Genomic DNA, 19,861 nt, shown 5'->3' on the forward strand with positions numbered 1-19,861 from the left:
GAGCGGCGTAGGCATGAGCGTAGGGGCGACGCGGCAATCTCGTAGTTTGATTTGCACATTACGAGATTGCCACGCTATCGCTCGCAATGACAATATACGAGCAGGACGGTATAGGAAGATAAACCCGATTATCCTGCGGATTTTAGATGTTCGATAAACCAATTAGCAGATAATCTTCCGGACTTTCGGTCTTTCCGTCTTCCGGACTAACAATAAAATTGATGAAGATAGGCATATTAGGATTAGGCGAAGGGCGCAGTACCATGTCGGCAGCTTTACAAAGTTCAAAAGTAGAACTAAAGATGGTATGCGACCGGGATATAGAAACCTGCAAGCAGCGCGCTCACGAATTTAATTTCCATAACTATACCACCATTTACCAGGATATGCTGGATGACGCGGAGATAGATATCATTGCCATTTATACGCCCGATCACCTGCATGCACAGCATGTAAAGCAAGCCTTGCAGGCGGGCAAGCATGTTGTTTGCACCAAGCCCTTTATTGATGATTTGGCCGATGCGGCAGAGTTAATGGAAATAGCCGAACAATCGGGCAAAAAGGTTTTTGTGGGGCAAAGCTCACGGTTTTTTGAACCCGCAAAACGCCAGCGCAAGGATTTTGAAGCCGGCCTGATAGGCGATCTGATCACCATTGAAGGTGAGTACAGCGCCGACCACCGCTGGTTTTTAGAGAAGCCCTGGGCGCTGGAGAAATCGTTTAAATGGTTGTACGGCGGCTTAAGTCACCCGGTTGATTTTATCCGCTGGTACCTGCCCAATATTGAAGAAGTAATGGGTTACGGCATGATCAGCAGTAATGGCAAAAACGCCGGACTGAAAAACGAAGATACCATGCACTTTATTTTCAGAGCTGCTGACGGGCGCATCGCGCGGGTAAGCGGTGCCTATACAGGCCCTACCCAACCGGCGCAGCGCGACAGCAGCATGAGCACCATATTACGTGGCACCGAAGGTGCATCGCAGGCTGATTACCACGAATTACGTTATGCCGTTACCGATAAAACCGGCGAAGAAAAAATAGTGGTTTGGGGCGATAAAACGCTGAAACACTACTTCAGGTTTGAGGGGCAAAGCCACCACGCGGGCGAGTACCAGAACTACCTGGAATACTTTGCCGATAGCATTACCGAAGGTTTTACCGCTTACCCCGATTTGAAAGAAGGTGTGGGTACAGTCGCTTTGTTGCAGGCCATGGACCGCTCCCTGCAAACCGGCATGCCTGTGAAATTGGACGCCATACTGGCCGAGTTTAATTTATCACGTACACAAATCAGCGCATGATGATCATCGGCATGAGCAATATCGTATCCCGCCTCACTACTTTGGATTATGCCATTGTGGTGGCCTATTTGGTGATCCTGATGGTGATAGGATACCGGGCCAGCTTTGGCAAAAAGAAAAAATCAGAAGAAGGCGAAACGTTGTTTTTGGCTAATAAATCATTAGGCTGGAGCAGTATTGGCTTTAATATGTGGGGCACTAACGTAGGCCCGTCTATGCTGGTGGCTTTTGCCAGTATCGGGTTTAAAACGGGGATAGTGGCCATCAATTTTGAGTGGTATGCTTTTATTTTCCTGATGCTGCTGGCGCTGGTTTTCGCGCCGAGGTATATTGCCGCCAAGGTATCTACCATGCCCGAGTTTATGGGACAACGTTATGGCGATTCGACACAGAATATCCTGGCCTGGTACGCATTGATTAAGATCCAGATCTCGTGGTTAAGTCTTGGTTTATTTGCCGGGGGCTTTTTGGTGCGGCAGATCCTGGGCATCCCCATGTGGCAATCGGTTATTGTGCTGGTATCCTTCGCTGGCTTGTTTGCTTACGCTGGTGGTTTAAAGGCCATTGCTAAAGTAAACGTTTTCCAAATGATCCTGCTGATCGGCGTATCGGTTACGCTCACCATTATCGGCGTAAACAAGGCCGGCGGTCTATCAACGGTTTGGCATGCGGTACCCTCGCATTTTTGGAATTTGGTGCGCCCCGCCAGCGATCCTGATTATCCCTGGTATGCTATTCTGTTAGGTTACCCGGTATCGGCAGTAGCCTTCTTCTGTACCGATCAGGCTATGGTGCAATCAGTTTTAGGCGCTAAAAATTTAGAACAGGGTCAGTTAGGCGTAAACTTCATCGGCTGGCTAAAAATACTCTCGCTGCCGCTGTTTATCCTTACAGGGATACTGTGCCTCATCCTGTTCCCAAACATCGGTAGCCCTGATGAAGCCTATATGACCATGGTGACCAACCTTTTCCCATCAGGCATGAATGGTTTGGTTATCGTGGTCCTGATAGCGGTTTTAGTGGGCACCATCGGTTCATCGCTCAACTCGTTAAGCACCGTGTTCACTATGGATGTTTACGCTAAAAAAATCAAACCAGATGCTACCAATAAAGAGCTGATCAGCATGGGGCGTTTGGTGGTGGTGGTGGGCTGTTTGTTCGCTATCGGCATGGCGCTGGCTATCGACAGTATAAAGGGTCTGAATTTGTTCGATGTGTTCCAATCCATATTGGGCTTTATCGCGCCGCCATTATCGGTGGTATTCCTGCTGACGGTTTTTTGGACACGCATGAGCAAAAAGGCGGTTAATACCATCCTTTCGGCAGGCTCGGCATTTAGTTTGGGTACCGGTGTGATGTACCTGTGGGTATTCCCGCAAAAGGATTATCATATCTGGCCGCATTATATGCTGCTGTCGTTCTATATTTTCGCATTCCTGTTTGTGGTGGCCGTGCTGATCTCGGTATTAGACCCATCGCCAACTTTATACAAAGCCACCGCGCAGCAAACCGCCGATATTGCTAAACCAACCAAACGTGTAAAAATTGCCTGGGCCATGCTTTGCGTGGTGATGGTGATTTTATATATTGTATTTAACGGACATTAAACCAAAAATGAGAATCAACCCTAATCAAAAAAAACTGACCCGGTATATTGGCATGGCACTATGCTTTGGTATGCTGTTTTTTGCCGATGCCGCCATGGCCCAAAAGGCTACCTGGATCTGGTACCCAGGCGATTACGAAGTTTGGCTAAGCAATAAGATGCAAAACCGCCGTACCGAACGTGGCGCTTTCCTGCCGCCGCTTTGGAAAGAGGACAGCCACTACGTGCTGGTAGAATTTCACAAAGATTTTGTGTTGCCTAAAGCCGAAAAGGTGGAGATAGCGGTAGAAGGCCAGTATAATTTAAAGATAGATAGCAAGGCTTATGCGGGTTATCCAAAATCGATAGAAGTGCCGGCCGGCAAGCACCGCATCAGTCTGAAGGTGTATAACCAGGCTAATGTGCCATCTATATATGTTAAAGGCGAGCATTTGGTATCAGATGCGTCCTGGCTGACCACTTTTGAGGATAAGGAATGGATTGATGCATCGGGCAAAGCATCCGACCTGTCGGCTACCATATACGCCAACGCCGGGGCATGGAATTTTTACGATCCTAATTTCGCGCCGTCCATATTCAAACTCCCTACTGAAGAGCACCAGGCCGTTAAGAAAGAGAAAAAAGGTAATACAATTTTGGTGGATTTCGGTAAGGAAACCTTTGGTTTTGTAAAGCTGTTGGGCGTAAAAGGCAAAGGCAATGTAACCCTGTATTACGGCGAATCGAAAGAGGAAGCGCTATCGCCGGATCACGGTGAACTAATGGATGAACTGCCGGTAGATCAATCCGCGAAAGCGGATATTACGATGGAAGGCTCGCGGGCTTTCCGTTATGTAAATATTAAGCTTGATGATAAAGTAAGTGTGGATGATGTGTCCATGCTGTATGAGTATTCGGCGGTTGAACAACGGGGCAGCTTTAAATGTAACGATGAGCAGCTGAACAAAATTTGGGATGTGGCGGCTTATACCCTGCACCTGAATACCCGCGAGTTTTTTATTGATGGTATTAAACGCGACCGCTGGGTTTGGAGCGGCGATGCTTACCAAAGCTACGCCATGAATTATTACCTGTATTTCGATTCGCCAACGGTAACCCGCACCCTGTATGCGCTGCGCGGGAAAGACCCGGTAACCAGCCATATTAATACCATTATGGATTATACCTTCTATTGGTTTTTGGGTATTTACGATTATTACCAGTACACCGGCGATAAGGCGTTTATTAAACAAATGTACCCCCGCATGCAAAGCCTGATGCAATTTTGTCTGAACAGGAGGGATAAATACGGCCTGATGACCGGTCTGCCCGGCGATTGGACTTTCATCGACTGGGCCGATGGCCTCAGCAAAAAAGGCGAGGTGAGTTTTGAGCAATTACTGCTTTGCCGCAGCCTGGAAACCATGGCTCTGTGTGCCAATTTAATGGGGGATAAAGGAAACGGCGCAACCTACAAACAACAAGCAGCTACGCTAAAAACCAAGATTTTCCAATATTACTGGAATGCCCAGAAAGGTGCCTTAGTGCATAGCCGCGTTAACGGCAAGCAAACCGATAATGTAACGCGCTACAGCAATATGTTCTCTATTTTCTTCAACTATTTTACCGAAGCGCAAAAACAGCAGGTAAAGAAAACAGTACTGCTGAACGATAAGATCCAAAAGATCACCACCCCATACATGCGCTTTTACGAGTTGGAAGCCTTGTGCGCCATGGGTGAACAGGATTACGTGCTGAAAGAAATGAAAAGCTACTGGGGCGGTATGCTAAACCTGGGGGCAACCAGCTTTTGGGAAGAATACAACCCCACCAAAACCGGCGCCGACCATTACAGCATGTACGGTCGCGAGTTTGGCAAAAGCCTTTGCCATGCCTGGGGGGCCAGTCCGATATATTTGTTAGGTAAATACTACTTAGGCGTAAAACCAAGCGCGCCGGGCTATAGCCAATATACCATCACCCCTAAATTGGGTGGTTTACAATGGATGGAAGGCAGTGTGCCTACACCCAACGGCGATATTAAAGTACGTTGTGATGCCAAACAAATAAAAGTAAGTGGCGATACGGGTACCGGCACCCTGCATTTTAGCAGCAGCACGCTACCGGTTTGCAAGGATGGAGCGGTGGTAGCCAAAGGTAAAAATGTTTACGAGGTGAGTATTGCGAAGGGTAAGAAATATACGGTGGAGTATACAGCGATGTAATCACATAATTTGTCATTGCGAGGAGCGATAGCGACGTGGCAATCCCAGAGGCAGGTCCACGTTGCATGTCCTTTGGGATTGCCACGCTATCGCTCCTCGCAATGACAAATAGTTATTCGCCCGTTCAAGCGTCCACGCTTGAACGCATTCCTAATTAAGCGTCCACGCTTAATTTAAAAAATAACGTAAGCGTGGACGCTTACACTAAAATTAGGATCAAGCGTGGACGCTTGATCCGGCGTTTTTTTGGTAAAAATGATCATACGCAAATTAATATACGTAATACTTTTACTGCCGCTTGGCGCATTCGCCCAACTGGTGGATAAAACCCCGGCGGCTATCCCCAATGTGCCGGCTATTTATAAGGACGAGCCCTGGGAAAACCCGATGGTAACTGGCATTAACCGCGACGCGGCCAGGGCCACGGCTTATTCATACGCTACGGTTGCCGAGGCATTGAAGGACGACCGCGACAAATCGGGCCGAATGATCAGTCTCAACGGTAAATGGGATTACTGGTATGCCAGCAAACCCGCCGATGCGCCACAGGATTTTTATAAAGGCAAGGTAAGCGGCTGGCATAAAATTATAGTGCCATCGAGCATTGAAATGCAGGGTTATGATAAGCCCATTTATAAAAGCGCCGTGTACCCGTTCCGCCCGGTTAACCCGCCGCATGTGCCGCAGGATTATAATGCCGTCAGCAGCTATCAGCGTACTTTTACCGTTCCGGCTAACTGGAAGGATATGAATATCACCCTGCATTTTGGCGGGGTAAGTTCGGGTTTTAAGGTATGGCTGAACGGCCAGTTTTTGGGTTATGGCGAAGATAGTTTCCTGCCGTCGGAGTTTAACATTACGCCGTATTTGCAGGCAGGCGAGAACACCGTATCGGTACAGGTGATCCGCTGGAGCGACGGCTATTTTTTGGAAGACCAGGACCAGTGGCGTATGAGCGGTATCCACCGCGAGGTGCTGCTGCTGGCCGAACCTAAGTTGCGTATCGCCGATTTTCAGTGGGAATGCAAATTGGATAAGGATTACAAAGATGCCATGCTGATGATCCGCCCGCGGATGGAGAATTTGACCGGTAAAGCTATCCCCGGTTACCAACTGAAAGCGCAATTATTTGATAAGAACGATAAAGAAGTATTTGCCAAGCCCCTGCAAAAAAGTGTAGAAAGCATCGTCAACGAAATTTATCCGCGATTGGATAATGTGAAGTTTGGGATGATGGAGGCCAAGATCAAAAACCCTGATAAATGGAGTGACGAAGCCCCGAACCTGTACACTTTGGCTTTAACTTTAGAGGATAGCACCGGCCACGTACTGGAAGTAAAAAGCTGTAAGGTTGGTTTCCGCAGTATTGAGTTTGGGAAGGATAATGGAAAACTACTGATTAATGGAAAAATAACTTACCTGTACGGTGTAAACCGCCCCGATCATGATCCTATAAAAGGCAAGGCATTATCCCGTGAGGATATTTTGCGCGATGTACAAACCATCAAACGTTTCAACTTTAACTGTATCCGTACCAGCCATTACCCATCCGATCCTTACCTGTACGATCTTTGCGACCAGTACGGGATTTTGGTGATCGACGAGGCCAATTTGGAAACGCACGGTTTGGGTTCTAAACTGAGCAACGACCCGCAATGGGCGGGGGCTTATCTGGACAGGGTAACCCGTATGGTGATGCGCGATAAAAACCATCCGAGTGTGATCATCTGGAGTTTGGGTAACGAAGCCGGTCGCGGGCCAAACCACTCGGCTATGGCCGGCTGGGTGCACGATTTTGATATCACCCGCCCCGTGCATTACGAACCTGCGCAAGGCACACCGCAAGCCGAAGGCTACATAGCGACCGACGATCCGCGCTATCCCAAAACAAACGACCACTCGCACCGCCTGCAAAACCCTATCGATCAACCTTATGTGGATATTGTGAGCCGCATGTATCCGGGTTTGTATACCGCGCCATTGCTGGCTAATCAAAAAAATGGCGATAACCGCCCGATATTTTTTGTGGAATATGCCCACGCCATGGGTAACTCGGTAGGTAACCTGAAAGAATTTTGGGACCAATGGCGCACCACGCCGCGCATCATCGGCGGGGCCATCTGGGAGTTTAAAGACCAGGGTTTATTGAAGAAAGATTCAACCGGCAAATCGTTCTACGCCTACGGCGGCGATTACGGCGAGAAGTATTTTGATGATTTTACCATCAAGGGCATTGTAGCGTCGGATGGCCGGCCTAAGGCTGCTATTTACGAATGCAAGCACGTATTTCAACCGGCGGAATGTAAGTTGGTGGATGCGGCTAAGGCAACTATCAGCATTAAAAACTGGCATGCCGCTACTAATTTGAATGTGTATGATGTAGAGCTGGATGTTTTAGAGGATGGGGCTATTATCGACAAAATTAAAATGCCGCGGATCAATCTTAAAGCTGGCAATGACACAATCATCAATATCAAACAATACTTGCCTGCTTATGCAGCCGGGCACGAGTACTTAGCCAATATTTATTTCGCGCTTGCGGAAAACAGAACATGGGCCCCAAAAGGATACGAAATAGCCGAAGATCAATTCGCTTTAACTGGGCTGGCCAAACTGAAACCTGATACCAAAAAGTATGCACCGCTTAGCGTTGAAACTACCAAAAACGATTACAAGATAAAAGGCAACAATTTTCAATTAACGTTTAGTCGCCAGGATGGCGCTATCCACTCTTATGTTTGGAAAGGGAAGGAGCATGTTTTTGCACCGTTGCTTCCGCATTTTACGCGCCCGGTTACCGATAACGACCGTAGGGGTTGGAAATCTCCCGTTAAGTTAAAGTTTTGGTATGATAACAAACCCCAGTTAAAAAGTATAGGTCTGTCAAATAAGGAACAGAACGGTTATGTCGGTATAACTTCATCCTATAATGTACTGAACGATTCGGTAAAAGTGGACGTTAGTTATATCATCAGGGGTGACGGGGCGATCAGTGTAGATTATCAAATGCACGTTATAGGGAAACACCCGGATATGCCTAAAGTTGGTATGCAGATGGGGATAGCAAAAGCGGATACCAACATAGTCTACTATGGCCGTGGTCCGCTGGAAAATTACATAGACCGTCGCACAGGTTTCAAGGCGGGTATATACATGTCTACCATCAGCAACTTTATCGAGCCTTATGTGGTTCCGCAGGAAAATGGAAACCGTACCGATGTGCGCTGGATGTCTCTTTCCGATAAAAAAACGGGGTTATGGATAGCGGCCGATAGTTTATTGAGCATGAGCGCCTGGCGCTATACCGAGCAAAACATCACAAAAGCCCGCCACACCAATAAATTGGTTGATGCCGGTTACATTACCTTAAATATAGATTTGGTGCAAATGGGCGTAGGCGGTAACGATAGCTGGAGTGCCGTTGCGGCACCGCTTGATCAGTATATGGTACCCGCGCGTAATTATCACTACCGTTTCCAATTGCTATTCGCTGATGATCTGCCGAAGGATTTAGTAGAAATGGGCCACGGAATAAGAGTTAAAAAACCATGACGATTAAAAGAGCGATTCTGATTATTTGTGTATGTCTGGTTTATTTCATTATTCCGGCCACGGCCCAGGTGCTCGGCAAAGTCATCGCTAAAGATCAGCTCAAGCAGGTATTCCTGCATCCGCCCGAAGCAGCCAGGCCCTGGGTGTTTTGGTACTGGATGTATGGCGCGGTAACCCGCGAAGGGGTGACCGCTGATTTGCAAAGCATGAAGGATGCGGGCATTGGCGGTGCTTACCTGATGCCCATAAAAAGCGTCACCAACCCGCCCATGATCCCCAACCCGGTGGCGCAGTTAACGCCCGAATGGTGGGCCATGGTCAAATTCACCATGCAGGAAGCCGACCGCATTGGCGTAAAACTGGCCATGCACGATTGCGACGGATTTGCCCTGGCTGGCGGCCCCTGGATCACGCCTGAATTGTCCATGCAAAAGGTGGTGACCTCGAAAACGTTTATTACAAGCGGCAAAGTTTATCATGATACGCTGCCTATTCCGGCGCACTATAAAAACTATTATAAAGATATTGAAGTGCTGGCCTACCCAAGTCTCCCCGGCGAAGGCAGCAGCAGTTATGATGCACAGCCTAAAATTACCGTTAGCCTGCCAAATACTGATGTGCAGTATTTGGTTCTGCGGGGTAACAAAAAAAGCTTCTCTACCTCGGAGGCCTGCTGGCTGCGGCTGGAGTTCGAAAAGCCTTTTACCTGCCGCTCGCTGGTAATCCATACGGCGGCCAGTAATTACCAGTCGGAACGCTTATTGGTAGAGGCCAGTCAGGATGGTGAGCATTATTTTAACGTAACGCGCTTAATTCCGCCGCGTCACGGCTGGCAGGATGGCGATGCGGAGATCACCAATACCATCCCGACAACCACCGCCAAATATTTTAGGTTCACTTACGATAAAACAGGCTCGGAACCGGGTGCTGAAGATCTGGACTTTGCCAAATGGAAACCGTCGCTCAAGATATCTGGCATCGAACTATCATCCGAACCCAAACTGCATCAATACGAAAGTAAAACCGGTGAAGTATGGCGCATCAGTAAAAGTAGCACAACGGCGCAATTGCCAGACGACTTGTGCGTACCGAAAGACAAGATCATCAACATCACCGGTAAATTAGGTGCCGATGGTAAACTGAACTGGACTGCGCCTGCGGGTAACTGGACCATCCTGCGTATCGGGCATACCAGCACCGGGCATACCAACGCTACGGGCGGGGCGGGTAACGGCTTGGAGTGCGATAAATTTAGTCCCGAAGCGGCCACCATACAGTTTAATAATTGGTTTGGCGAGGCTATTAAACACGGCGGTCCCGAGTTGGCAAAGCGGGTTTTAAAGATCTTCCATATCGATAGCTGGGAGTGTGGCAGCCAAAACTGGTCGCCCATATTTGCGGCCGAGTTTAAGAAACGCCGCGGGTACGATCTGCTGCCTTATCTGCCGCTGATGGCGGGCGTGCCTATCCAAAGCGCCGAAGAATCTGAAAAAGTACTGAGTGACATACGCGAAACCATTGCCCAGTTAATGGTTGATAATTTTTATGGCACCATGGCCAAACTGGCGCATGAAAAGGGCTGCACTTTCACAGCTGAGAGCGTGGCGCCAACAATGGTGAGCGACGGTATGCTGCACTACAGTAAATCGGATATCCCTATGGGCGAATTTTGGTTCCGCAGCCCTACGCACGATAAGCCTAACGATATGCTGGACGCTATTTCGGGCGGGCATATCTATGGCAAAAACATCATCCAGGCCGAGGCTTTTACCGAGCTGCGCCTGATGTGGGACGAACACCCCGGCATGCTGAAAACCATGGCCGACCGCAATTTTGCCTTAGGTATTAACCGCATGGTGTTCCACGTAAATGCTCACAACCCCTGGCTCGACCGCAAGCCCGGCATGACACTGGACGGCATTGGTAATTTCTTCCAGCGTGACCAAACCTGGTGGAAACCGGGCAAGGCCTGGATAGATTATATCCAACGCTGCCAGGCGCTATTACAAATGGGGCACCCGGTAGCTGACATTGCCGTTTTTACGGGTGAGGAAACACCGCGCCGTGCGGTATTGCCAACACGCCTGGTGAGTACACTGCCAGGCTTATTTGGATTGAAAAAAGTATTGAGTGAGGTGGACAGGTTAAGCAATAAAGGTGAACCTATCAGGAATATGGTAGAAGATGCCAGCCACTCAGCCAATATGGAAACTGCGGATATGTTTACCGACCCACTGCGTGGCTACGCTTACGATTCGTTTAATAAGGATGCGTTACTGCGTTTGGCTAAGGTTAAAAATGGCCGGATTGTTTTACCAGGCGGGGCAAGTTATGGCTTATTGCTAATACCGGGCAAAACGCTGATGGATCCAAATGCACAAATGTCGGCAGAAGTGTTTAATAAGATCCAGGAGTTGATAAAAGCCGGGGCTAACGTAATTTTTAACGATGAAAACACGGACACGATAGATTACCCATCGCCCGGTATAAAAGGATCAAAAGGGAAATTACTAATCGGTCCGTATAAAAAAGAAACACTTGACGAATTAGGCATCGCGCGCGATGTTTGGGCAACTGATAGCGCGGGTAAACACGCCGAAGATATTGTTTGGAGGCACCGCTCGGGACAAGGTTTTGATATCTATTTTATCTCCAACCAGCAGGCTGCTGACCGGACCATTAACCTGTCATTACGTAACGGTAGCCGCGCACCACGGATCTTTAACCCGGTTACTGGGGAGATCAGTAACGCCACCAATTGGGAAACTAAAAATGGCCGTTCATTAATGAAACTGGATCTCCCGGCCAACGGATCAACCTTTGTGGTGCTCGACCAGGTTATTACCAAACCTTACCTGTTTGATGACAACGGCGTATGGCCGTCGACTGCTAAAAACGGTAAACAGTTAAATGGTTGGAAAGTGCAATTTGATGCCAAATATGGAGGCCCGAGTCAACCTGTGCAATTTGATGATCTGGAGGATTGGTCGAAACGGGCGGAAGAGGGAATAAAATATTACTCGGGCACAGCAAATTATACTGCCACTTTTAAATGGGCTAAGCCACAACAAAAAGGCGCGGGTACGCAGGTTTGGCTGGATTTGGGTAAGGTGGCCAATATGGCGCAGGTATATGTAAACGGGATTGACTGTGGCGTGGCCTGGACTTATCCCTACCGGGTAAATATTGCCAAAGCGCTAAAACCCGGTGAAAATACATTAAGGATAGCGGTGACCAATACCTGGGCCAACCGCCTAATGGGCGACCATAACCTGCCCGAAAATAAACGCATTACGTGGACAAACGCCCCTTATCGCCTGGAAACCAAATCCCTGTTACCGGCAGGTTTATTAGGCCCGGTAAAATTATTAGAGCAAGTGTACGACCCGAAATAATCAATAAAGAAATGAGCAAAGTGAAAACGATATTAGCTATAGCCGCGCTGACCGGCTTGCTGAAGTTAGATGCATCGGCGCAAAGCAAGGCATTGGTGAACACATCAGCCAGTCCCTACGCTAAATTAAGCAGTGTGGATATGGGCAACGTAAGCTGGACTAAAGGCTTTTGGGCCGACCGTTTTAAGGTGTGCCGCGATACCATGATCCCCAACCTGTGGCGCATTTATACCGACCCTAAGATCAGTCACGCGTTTAAAAACTTTGAGATTGCCGCCGGGCTGGATACGGGTTCGCACTCGGGCCCGCCTTTTCATGATGGCGATTTTTATAAGCTGCTGGAAGCCGTTGCCAGTATGTATGCCTCTACCCATGATCCTAAACTGGATGCGCTGATGGAACATGCCATTACCGTTATCGGTAAAAGCCAGCGGGCAGACGGATATATCCACACACCCGTAATTATTTCGCAGCATAAGCGTGGGGAGGAAACCGCTTTTAAAGACCCAAACAATTTTGAAGCCTATAACCTTGGGCATTTAATGACGGCCGCTTGTGTACATTACCGGGTTACCGGAAAACGGAACTTTTTAACCATCGCCGAAAAGGCAACCGATTATCTGGATAAATTTTATAGCTCGGCATCGCCGGAAGCTGCCCGGAGCGCCATCTGCCCATCGCATTATATGGGCGTGGTTGAGATGTACCGCACCACGCAAAACCCTAAATATTTACAACTGGCAAAACGACTGATAGATTTAAGAGGGGCCAACAAGGACGGCACCGATGATAACCAAGACCGGATCCCTTTCCGCCAGCAAACTACCGCGATGGGGCATGCCGTACGTGGTAATTACCTTTATGCCGGCGTTGCCGATGTATTTGCCGAAACCGGGGATACCACATTGATGCACTCGCTCAACCTGATCTGGAATGATATGGTAAGCCGCAAAATGTATGTAACGGGTGCCACCGGCGCTTTGTATGATGGTGTTTCGCCTGATGCTACATCGTATAATCCCAAAGAAATTCAACAGGTGCACCAGGCTTACGGCAGGGATTATCAATTACCCAATGCCACCGCCCATAACGAAACCTGTGCCAATATTGGTAATATGTTATGGAACTGGCGCATGCTGCAGTTAACCGGCAAAGCCAAATATGCTGATGTTGTGGAACTGGCCCTATATAATAGCGTACTATCCGGCATCAGCTTATCCGGCCGTGAATTTTTATATACTAACCCCTTGAGTTTTTCAGACGACCTGACCTTCAATTCGCGATGGTCTAAGGATAGGGTAGGATATATTAAGCTATCCAATTGCTGCCCGCCAAATGTGGTGCGCACTATTGCCGAGGTGAGCGATTATGCCTACAGCATATCCGATAAAGGCCTTTGGTTTAATTTATATGGTGGTAATAACCTGTCAACCAAATTAAAGGATGGTTCGACTGTCAAATTATCGCAGGTAACGGAATATCCATGGAACGGCAGGATTAGCATCACCATGCAGCAGGTTCCGGCAAAGGCCCTGTCTGTATTTTTACGGATCCCCGGATGGTGCAATGGCGCAATTTTAACGGTGAACGGTATAGCAGTAAACACAAAATTAATTTCGGGCGAGTATGCCGAAGTTAACCGCGTTTGGAAAGCCGGCGATAAAATTGAACTGAACCTGCCCATGCCGGCCAAACTAATGGAAGCTAATCCGCTGGTAGAGGAAACCCGTAACCAGGTAGCGGTTAAGCGCGGACCGATCGTCTATTGCCTGGAATCAAAAGACCTGCCAAAGGGCCAGAAAGTATTTAACGTGGCCATACCGGCAAACATCATCCTAAAACCCGAACTGATAAAAATTGATGGCAGCGAGATCATGAGCCTTACCGGCAAAGCCGATCTGCACAGCAAAACAAACTGGAAAAACCAGTTGTATAAAGAGATCAGCACGGGTAAGCAAACCGTTAATATCCGCCTGATCCCGTACTACGCCTGGGGCAACCGCGGCCATGTAGATATGGAGACTTGGATGCCTGTAGATAGATAGCCCCCTAACCCCCTGAAGGGGAAACAGAACTGCTGCTTTTATCCTTCGTCCTTTAGTTTACGCAGGTCTCTCCGAGAGGACCCTGCGGGGACAGAAATGACATGTTTTTGGCTCCGCAGCTCTACTTCGAAAGATCTTGCAGATTAAAACTATAAGCTTAGTTTTGATGTTAACCCCGGAAAAGCATTAAAGTGTTGTTTGTCAGGTGTTTAATTTGGGTTAACATCGAATTGTGTTAAGTTGTGTTAACCCCTATTTTGTCTATCTTGCACTCGTCTGTGACGAGTGCTTAATACTGTTGAGCGTCTGTGACGCGAGATGCGATGCAATCGCAGGGCCACATTAAGCACTCGTCACAGACGAGCGCAAGTAATAGGAGCCGCCGCCCTACTTCAGCATCACTACCACATCCTTCATCCGCTCTGCCGGTAAAACTTTAAGCGAAGCTACCTTGCCATCCTTTAATACACCTTCAACGGTAGTGTTATAAGGCGCATGCAATTTAAAATGCACATCCCAATCTTTTGGCCAGGCGGGGAAGAGGCAGATCTTTTGACCATCCACCTGCATCAGCATTTCCTGCAGGCCGATCATACCCGAACCGCCCCAGTTATGGTCTGGCGTCCAGTCGAAGCCGGGCCCCCAAAATGCCGGAAAACGCCTGCCGGAATCTTTCAGTTTAAAGGTGGTCAGTTCGGCGGCTTCTTTGGTGAGGCCTAACCGCGCGGCGAAGATATTATCCTGTTTCCAGCCCACCCCGCTGCGGAATTTGATGGCAAGGGTATCGTATTTCCAGGTGTTCAGGGCAATATCCAGGTCGGGTTTATTTAACCCATGAATACCCCAGGGGAATACGCTATAAAACTGGGTGCTTTCCACGTTGTTGATACGCTCCCAGCTTTGCGCCGGTGAAAGCATTTTGTGTCCGTTCATCTCCCGGTAAGTAATAGGCGGGATGCGTTTGGTAAAGTCGACCAGTTTTGCACGCTCCTCTTTTGTCAGGTAATTAGCAGGCAAATCCAGCAAACGTTTGGTAATAGTTTGCAGCGCGGCAATGGTAGAAGTGGCATTGGTAGCCATTTTATAAGTCTCCGCACCCGCACCCGGATAAAGCACTAAATGCCCATTGCCATCCAGCGCTTTAGCACTGCGCGCTTTGCTTAAGTATTGATAATGCTCATCAAAAAAAGTAAGGCAGCTTTGGATAAAAGGCAGGTATTGGTGAATGTCCTTCCCCTCGTACCGTTCGGTTTCCAGCATCATCAGGCAAAACTCAAAAACGGTATCCCAGGTATATTCCAGCCAGGCATTGTACTCTACCCCTTTATCAAAATTAGCAGGGCGTTTGGAACCATACTCGGCAAAATTAGGCAAGCCGAAGTTTTCCAGTTGTTCGGTAAAAGAAGCGCCTTCGTGCCCCCAGTAAACTTTGCTGCGCAGCTCGGCGTTGCGGAGCGACCGCAGATAGAAATCAAATTGCGGCTTCATCATGTCTATATCACCGCTTTTTAACATGGGGAAATAAACCAGCCGTTGGTTTTGGGCCGTCATTAAACCGCCGCCCCAGTTACGGAAATCGGGGGTATAGCTTAAATCTTTATTAATATAAACCGGATCGTAAGTAAACAGGCCGCCGTTAAATTTAGTAGGATATTGCCCGTAAGCATTACAGCCCAGCATATAGCGGAATAGCTGGTAATTTTTACCTGTTTGCCATTCGGCAGTGTTATTAGCCTTGTCGGGGTTAATATAAATAAAACTCCTGTCCCAATATTGTTTCCACCAATCCGCTGTTTTTTGCCAGGCGGTTTTTTGGTGTGTTTCGGCATCCTTTACTACCTTATTTAAATCCGTTTGCCATTCGGCGATGGAGGCGGTTTGGGTAGTGTTCAGATAGATGGTAAGTTCCTGTTGTTTAGCAGCCGATTTGCTTTGCAGTTTCCATCCTTCAAAATCGGTATCCACATATTTGCCGGTATAGGTGCCCGCAGACTGCAGGTTTGCGCCCCGCATGGTACCACCAAAGGTGAGGTTTTTTAGCGGGTTAAACATCTCCGCTTTCACCGCATCCATGGCCTGCTGTTTTACAGTAGCATCAAATACGGTAGAGTCTAAGTTATGATGATAGAACAGGACACGGTTGTCCGCGAAAGCGATCTGGTCTTTTCTCGTAATTATATTTTTCTGTGGCGAGAACTTCCACGATCCTTCGTTTTTTTCGGAACCTGTAACCGGCCGGTCTTTGTACCGCCAGCTTTCAAAAGCGGCTTCTGTTTTTACGGCCTGGTTGCTTTGCATCTCCACATGGATCACCGGACGAAAAACATCCACCCAAACTTTTATTTGTGTGGATAGCTGGCCATTTTTACCGTTGATGGATACCGAACCATTTTGCAGGATGAGTTGCTGTTTAAAATCGCCGCCATCAAATGGGTTGGGGGATAGCTTTACGCGCACCCGGCCCAGTTTCAGCATAGCGTTATTCTCGTCAAATGTGCCGCTGCGGGCGATGTAAAAAAATAGCTCGCCTTTCTCTACCCAAACATTCAACCCGATATCGCCGCCGCCGCAAGGCATTGATTGAGATGAGTTTTGACTTTGACTGGTCCAGGTTTGGTTATACCGGTCAATTCCGGCTGGCTTTTGCGCATAGGCATTTAAGCCGAAACAGCATACCACAATAGCGAAAAGCAGTTTTTTCATCATCATTTTGTTTTACCAGTCATCGGTGCGGAACGAGGATACAGGCAGTCCGTTTGTACCAAAAAGATCACCCACAATAAAATCGCGGAAAGCGTAGCGCACAGCCACAGGTTCTTTCACCAATGGCGACGATACCAATATCGCGCTGCCCGAAATAACAGCCGTAGCCGGGCGGAATGTTTTGTCCTTACCCGCAATCTCAAAATACTGCAAAGTTTTGCCAAACGAGGTAAGGCCCTGATCGGCATTGGTAAAGTTGATAGTAGCTATGCTGCCGTTGATGGTGATATCCTTATAAAGCGGACTGGTATAAATATAGGTTTTGATAGCCTGATTATAGGTTAGCGACAGGGCCAGGTAGGCCAGCCTTGTACCGGGTTCTTCCTTGCGTGCGGGGTGTATGGTGGCCTGTTCGCCTACGTCCATCAGCACCGCCATGCCGCTGTTTGGGATATACCTTAAGGCCTTGCGCTGGGCATCGCGCAGGTAGGCTGAGTTATACTTCCCGCCCGAATTGTAGGGCGGCAATTGGGCATAATCGTAAGGGGCTATCTGGGTGTAGTAGAAAGGGAAATCGCCTTGTCCCCATAGGTCGCGCCAGCGCTTTACCATGGCGGGGAATAGCTGTTCATAACGGTCGGGGCGGTCGTAGTTTGATTCGCCCTGGTACCAGATACAGCCTTTAATGCCATAACCAATAACCGGGTATAGCATGCCATTAAACAAAGTTGTAGGCGTACGGGTAACTACTTTAATGGTATCCGTTTTTTTAGGTATCCGGATCTCGCTAAAATCTTTCAAACCTTCCGCATCCATCCAGGCTTCGGCCGTAGAGCCACCATAGTTATCGCTAATGAGGCCTATCGGCACATGCAAGGTTTGATTTAGTAAGCGACCAAAGAAATATCCCGTAGCGCTAAAGTTAGCCACAAACTCGGGCGTGGCTACGTGCCAGTTGCTCGGCTTGCTGGTATCCTGCGCGGTAGTTACCGATGCGTGAGGAACGGTATAAATATGAATGTCGGGATTGTTGGATTTCAGTATGGCATCTAAAGAACCAATTACCGGCGCACCTTTAAAACCTTTAACCGGCATTTCCATGTTAGATTGCCCGGCGCAAAGCCAAACCTCGCCAATCAGTACGTTATTTAGCTTAATGGGTTTGCCATCGCTAATGGTTACAGTATACGGCCCGCCATAAGCCGGGGTAGCCACCTTTACCATCCATTTGCCGGTACTGGCGGTAGTAACCTTATAGCTTTTATTGTTCCACGATGTAGTTACGGTTACCGTCTTACCGGCAACGTCCCAACCCCAAATGGGGGCTTGGGTTTGCTGTTGCAAAACCATGTTATCGGTAAACAGTGCGCCTAATTTTAATTGCGCGTTTGCCGCGATACCTGAAAAAAGGGTAACCACTGATAGCGCAAATGCTTTAATTTTCATTCGTTAATTATGAATTTTTCTCTTCCAGTTTACGGGCGCGCATAGCTTCTAACCAGCCGCTGTACAGCAGGTTTTTATCTAACACAGGTTTGGGGAAAAACAGACTGGCTACGTAACCAACAATAATTACCACAAAATGGCTGTAAACGCCCAGCATATATTTATGCTGGGTAAAGTTATATTTTCCAAGGTTAAGTAGGATATGTTTTTCGGGACCCATACCAATTTTGGCCGATGTTAAAAATGCCCAGGCGGTGAATATGATACAGGCAATAATGCCAATATTAAGCCCCTGCCGATTAGCCCTCGCGCTGAATAATCCCAAAAGGAAGATTCCCACAATACCGCCCGAGAAGATGGCATACAGTGTAAACACAATACCCAACGCCCCTTCGCCGCCGGCAATCAGGTATAACGATGCAATCCCGATAGCGCCTACACCGGCCCCAACTACAATCCAGCGGCCGGCTTTTAAGTATTGGGTATCTGATTTTCCGGGTTTAAATTTCTTGTAGTAATCTTCCACCCCAATCGCCGAAAGGCAATTCAGGTCGGCGCCCAAACTGGAGATAGCGGCCGAGATCAGCGCGGCTAATATTAAACCTACTACGCCCGGCGGCAATTCGGTCATGATGAAATAAGGGAAAACGGCATCGCTTTTAATATCCGCAGGCAAGGGGTGCTGCTGGTAAAATACAAATAATGCCGTACCGATAAACATAAATAAGCCCCATAATGGAACGGTTAAGGCAACGCCCAATAATGATGCCCTGATGGCGCCTTTATCTGTTTTAGCGGAAAGGTACCGCTGCACCATGGTTTGATCGGTGCCGTATTTTTGGATAGCGTAAAAAAAGCCGTTAATCACCATTACTATAAAGGTCAGCTTTTTAAAATCCCAGGTATAGGGGCCAAAATTTGTTTTATTGTGGATGGTAGCCACGCGCCAAAGCTCGGGGAAACCGCCCTTGATAGAAAATACCAGGATGAAAAAAGAAACGATACCGCCCGCTATCAGCAAAAAGCCCTGAACCACATCGGCCCAGATAACCGCCTCGATACCGCCGATAAGGGTGATGACGATAATGACAATGCCGATGATCCATACAATAGCGTAGGCGTTGGTATTGGTCATATTGGCCAGGGCTAAAGCCAGCAGGAAAAATACCGTCCCCATTTTAGAAAAATGCGTGAGCACAAAACCTACCGAACTATAAAAGCGGGCAAAGGTGCCAAAGCGTTTTTCAAAATACTCGTAAGTGCTTACGCCAATCACCTTACGGTAAAGCGGCACCACAAACCAAACCATGCCTAACAGTACCACCGGCACCATTAATCCCTGAACTAATAAGATCCAGTTAGAAGAAAAACCCTCGCCGGGATAAGCCAAAAAAGTAACACTGCTGATCAATGTTGCCATGAGCGACATACCGATAGCCCAGGCCGGAAGTGACCCGCGCGATACAAAATATTTTTTAGTAGAGTTTTGGCCTTTAGAAAAACGCAGCCCTATAGTTAGGGAAACGGCCAGCGCCACGGCTATAATTACATAATCAATCAGGTGCAGGGTTTCGTGTCTCATCATTAAACAGGTTTATTGGGTTGG

The 19,861-nt window shown here is 48.1% G+C and carries 9 protein-coding genes; 6 read left to right on the forward strand and 3 right to left on the reverse strand.

The window, feature by feature from the left end; genetic code table 11:
• The first annotated feature begins 221 nt into the window (after positions 1-221).
• From AC07M6_RS14415 to AC07M6_RS14440, 6 genes are all read left to right on the forward strand, one after another.
• A complete protein-coding gene (locus AC07M6_RS14415) occupies positions 222-1,304 on the forward strand; it encodes a Gfo/Idh/MocA family protein (protein WP_494890534.1) in 1,083 nt (360 codons plus the stop codon).
• Complete coding sequence (locus AC07M6_RS14420) at positions 1,301-2,911, forward strand: sodium:solute symporter family transporter (protein WP_494890535.1); 1,611 nt, start codon at positions 1,301-1,303, stop codon at positions 2,909-2,911. Before AC07M6_RS14415 ends, AC07M6_RS14420 begins: the two co-directional genes overlap by 4 nt.
• Positions 2,912-2,918: 7 nt before the next feature.
• Positions 2,919-5,114, forward strand: a complete 2,196-nt coding sequence (locus tag AC07M6_RS14425) for an alpha-L-rhamnosidase-related protein (protein WP_494890537.1) — start codon at positions 2,919-2,921, stop codon at positions 5,112-5,114.
• A 255-nt stretch (positions 5,115-5,369) separates the two neighbouring features.
• The gene (locus AC07M6_RS14430) at positions 5,370-8,666 is read left to right on the forward strand and encodes a glycoside hydrolase family 2 TIM barrel-domain containing protein (RefSeq protein ID WP_494890538.1); all 3,297 of its coding nucleotides are present in this window, start codon (positions 5,370-5,372) and stop codon (positions 8,664-8,666) included.
• Entirely contained in the window at positions 8,663-12,061 is a 3,399-nt protein-coding gene (locus AC07M6_RS14435) for a glycosyl hydrolase (RefSeq protein ID WP_494890540.1), read from the forward strand. Before AC07M6_RS14430 ends, AC07M6_RS14435 begins: the two co-directional genes overlap by 4 nt.
• Before the next feature lie 11 nt (positions 12,062-12,072).
• Entirely contained in the window at positions 12,073-14,106 is a 2,034-nt protein-coding gene (locus AC07M6_RS14440; protein WP_494890542.1) for an aceric acid hydrolase, read from the forward strand.
• Positions 14,107-14,493: 387 nt separating this feature from the next.
• Here AC07M6_RS14440 and AC07M6_RS14445 read toward each other — a convergent pair whose 3' ends face one another.
• From AC07M6_RS14445 to AC07M6_RS14455, 3 genes are read right to left on the reverse strand one after another with little or no spacing between them, the layout of a single operon-like run.
• Positions 14,494-16,815 (reverse strand): DUF5703 domain-containing protein, encoded by a 2,322-nt coding sequence (locus AC07M6_RS14445; protein ID WP_494890544.1) that lies wholly within the window; start codon positions 16,813-16,815, stop codon positions 14,494-14,496.
• A 6-nt stretch (positions 16,816-16,821) separates the two neighbouring features.
• The gene (locus AC07M6_RS14450; protein WP_494890546.1) at positions 16,822-18,255 is read right to left on the reverse strand and encodes a sialate O-acetylesterase; all 1,434 of its coding nucleotides are present in this window, start codon (positions 18,253-18,255) and stop codon (positions 16,822-16,824) included.
• A gap of 7 nt (positions 18,256-18,262) precedes the next feature.
• A complete protein-coding gene (locus AC07M6_RS14455) occupies positions 18,263-19,840 on the reverse strand; it encodes a sodium:solute symporter family protein (protein ID WP_494890548.1) in 1,578 nt (525 codons plus the stop codon).
• Positions 19,841-19,861 lie beyond the last annotated feature (21 nt).

It is taken from the genome of Mucilaginibacter sp. GW821-FHT07H05 (genome assembly GCF_059418485.1).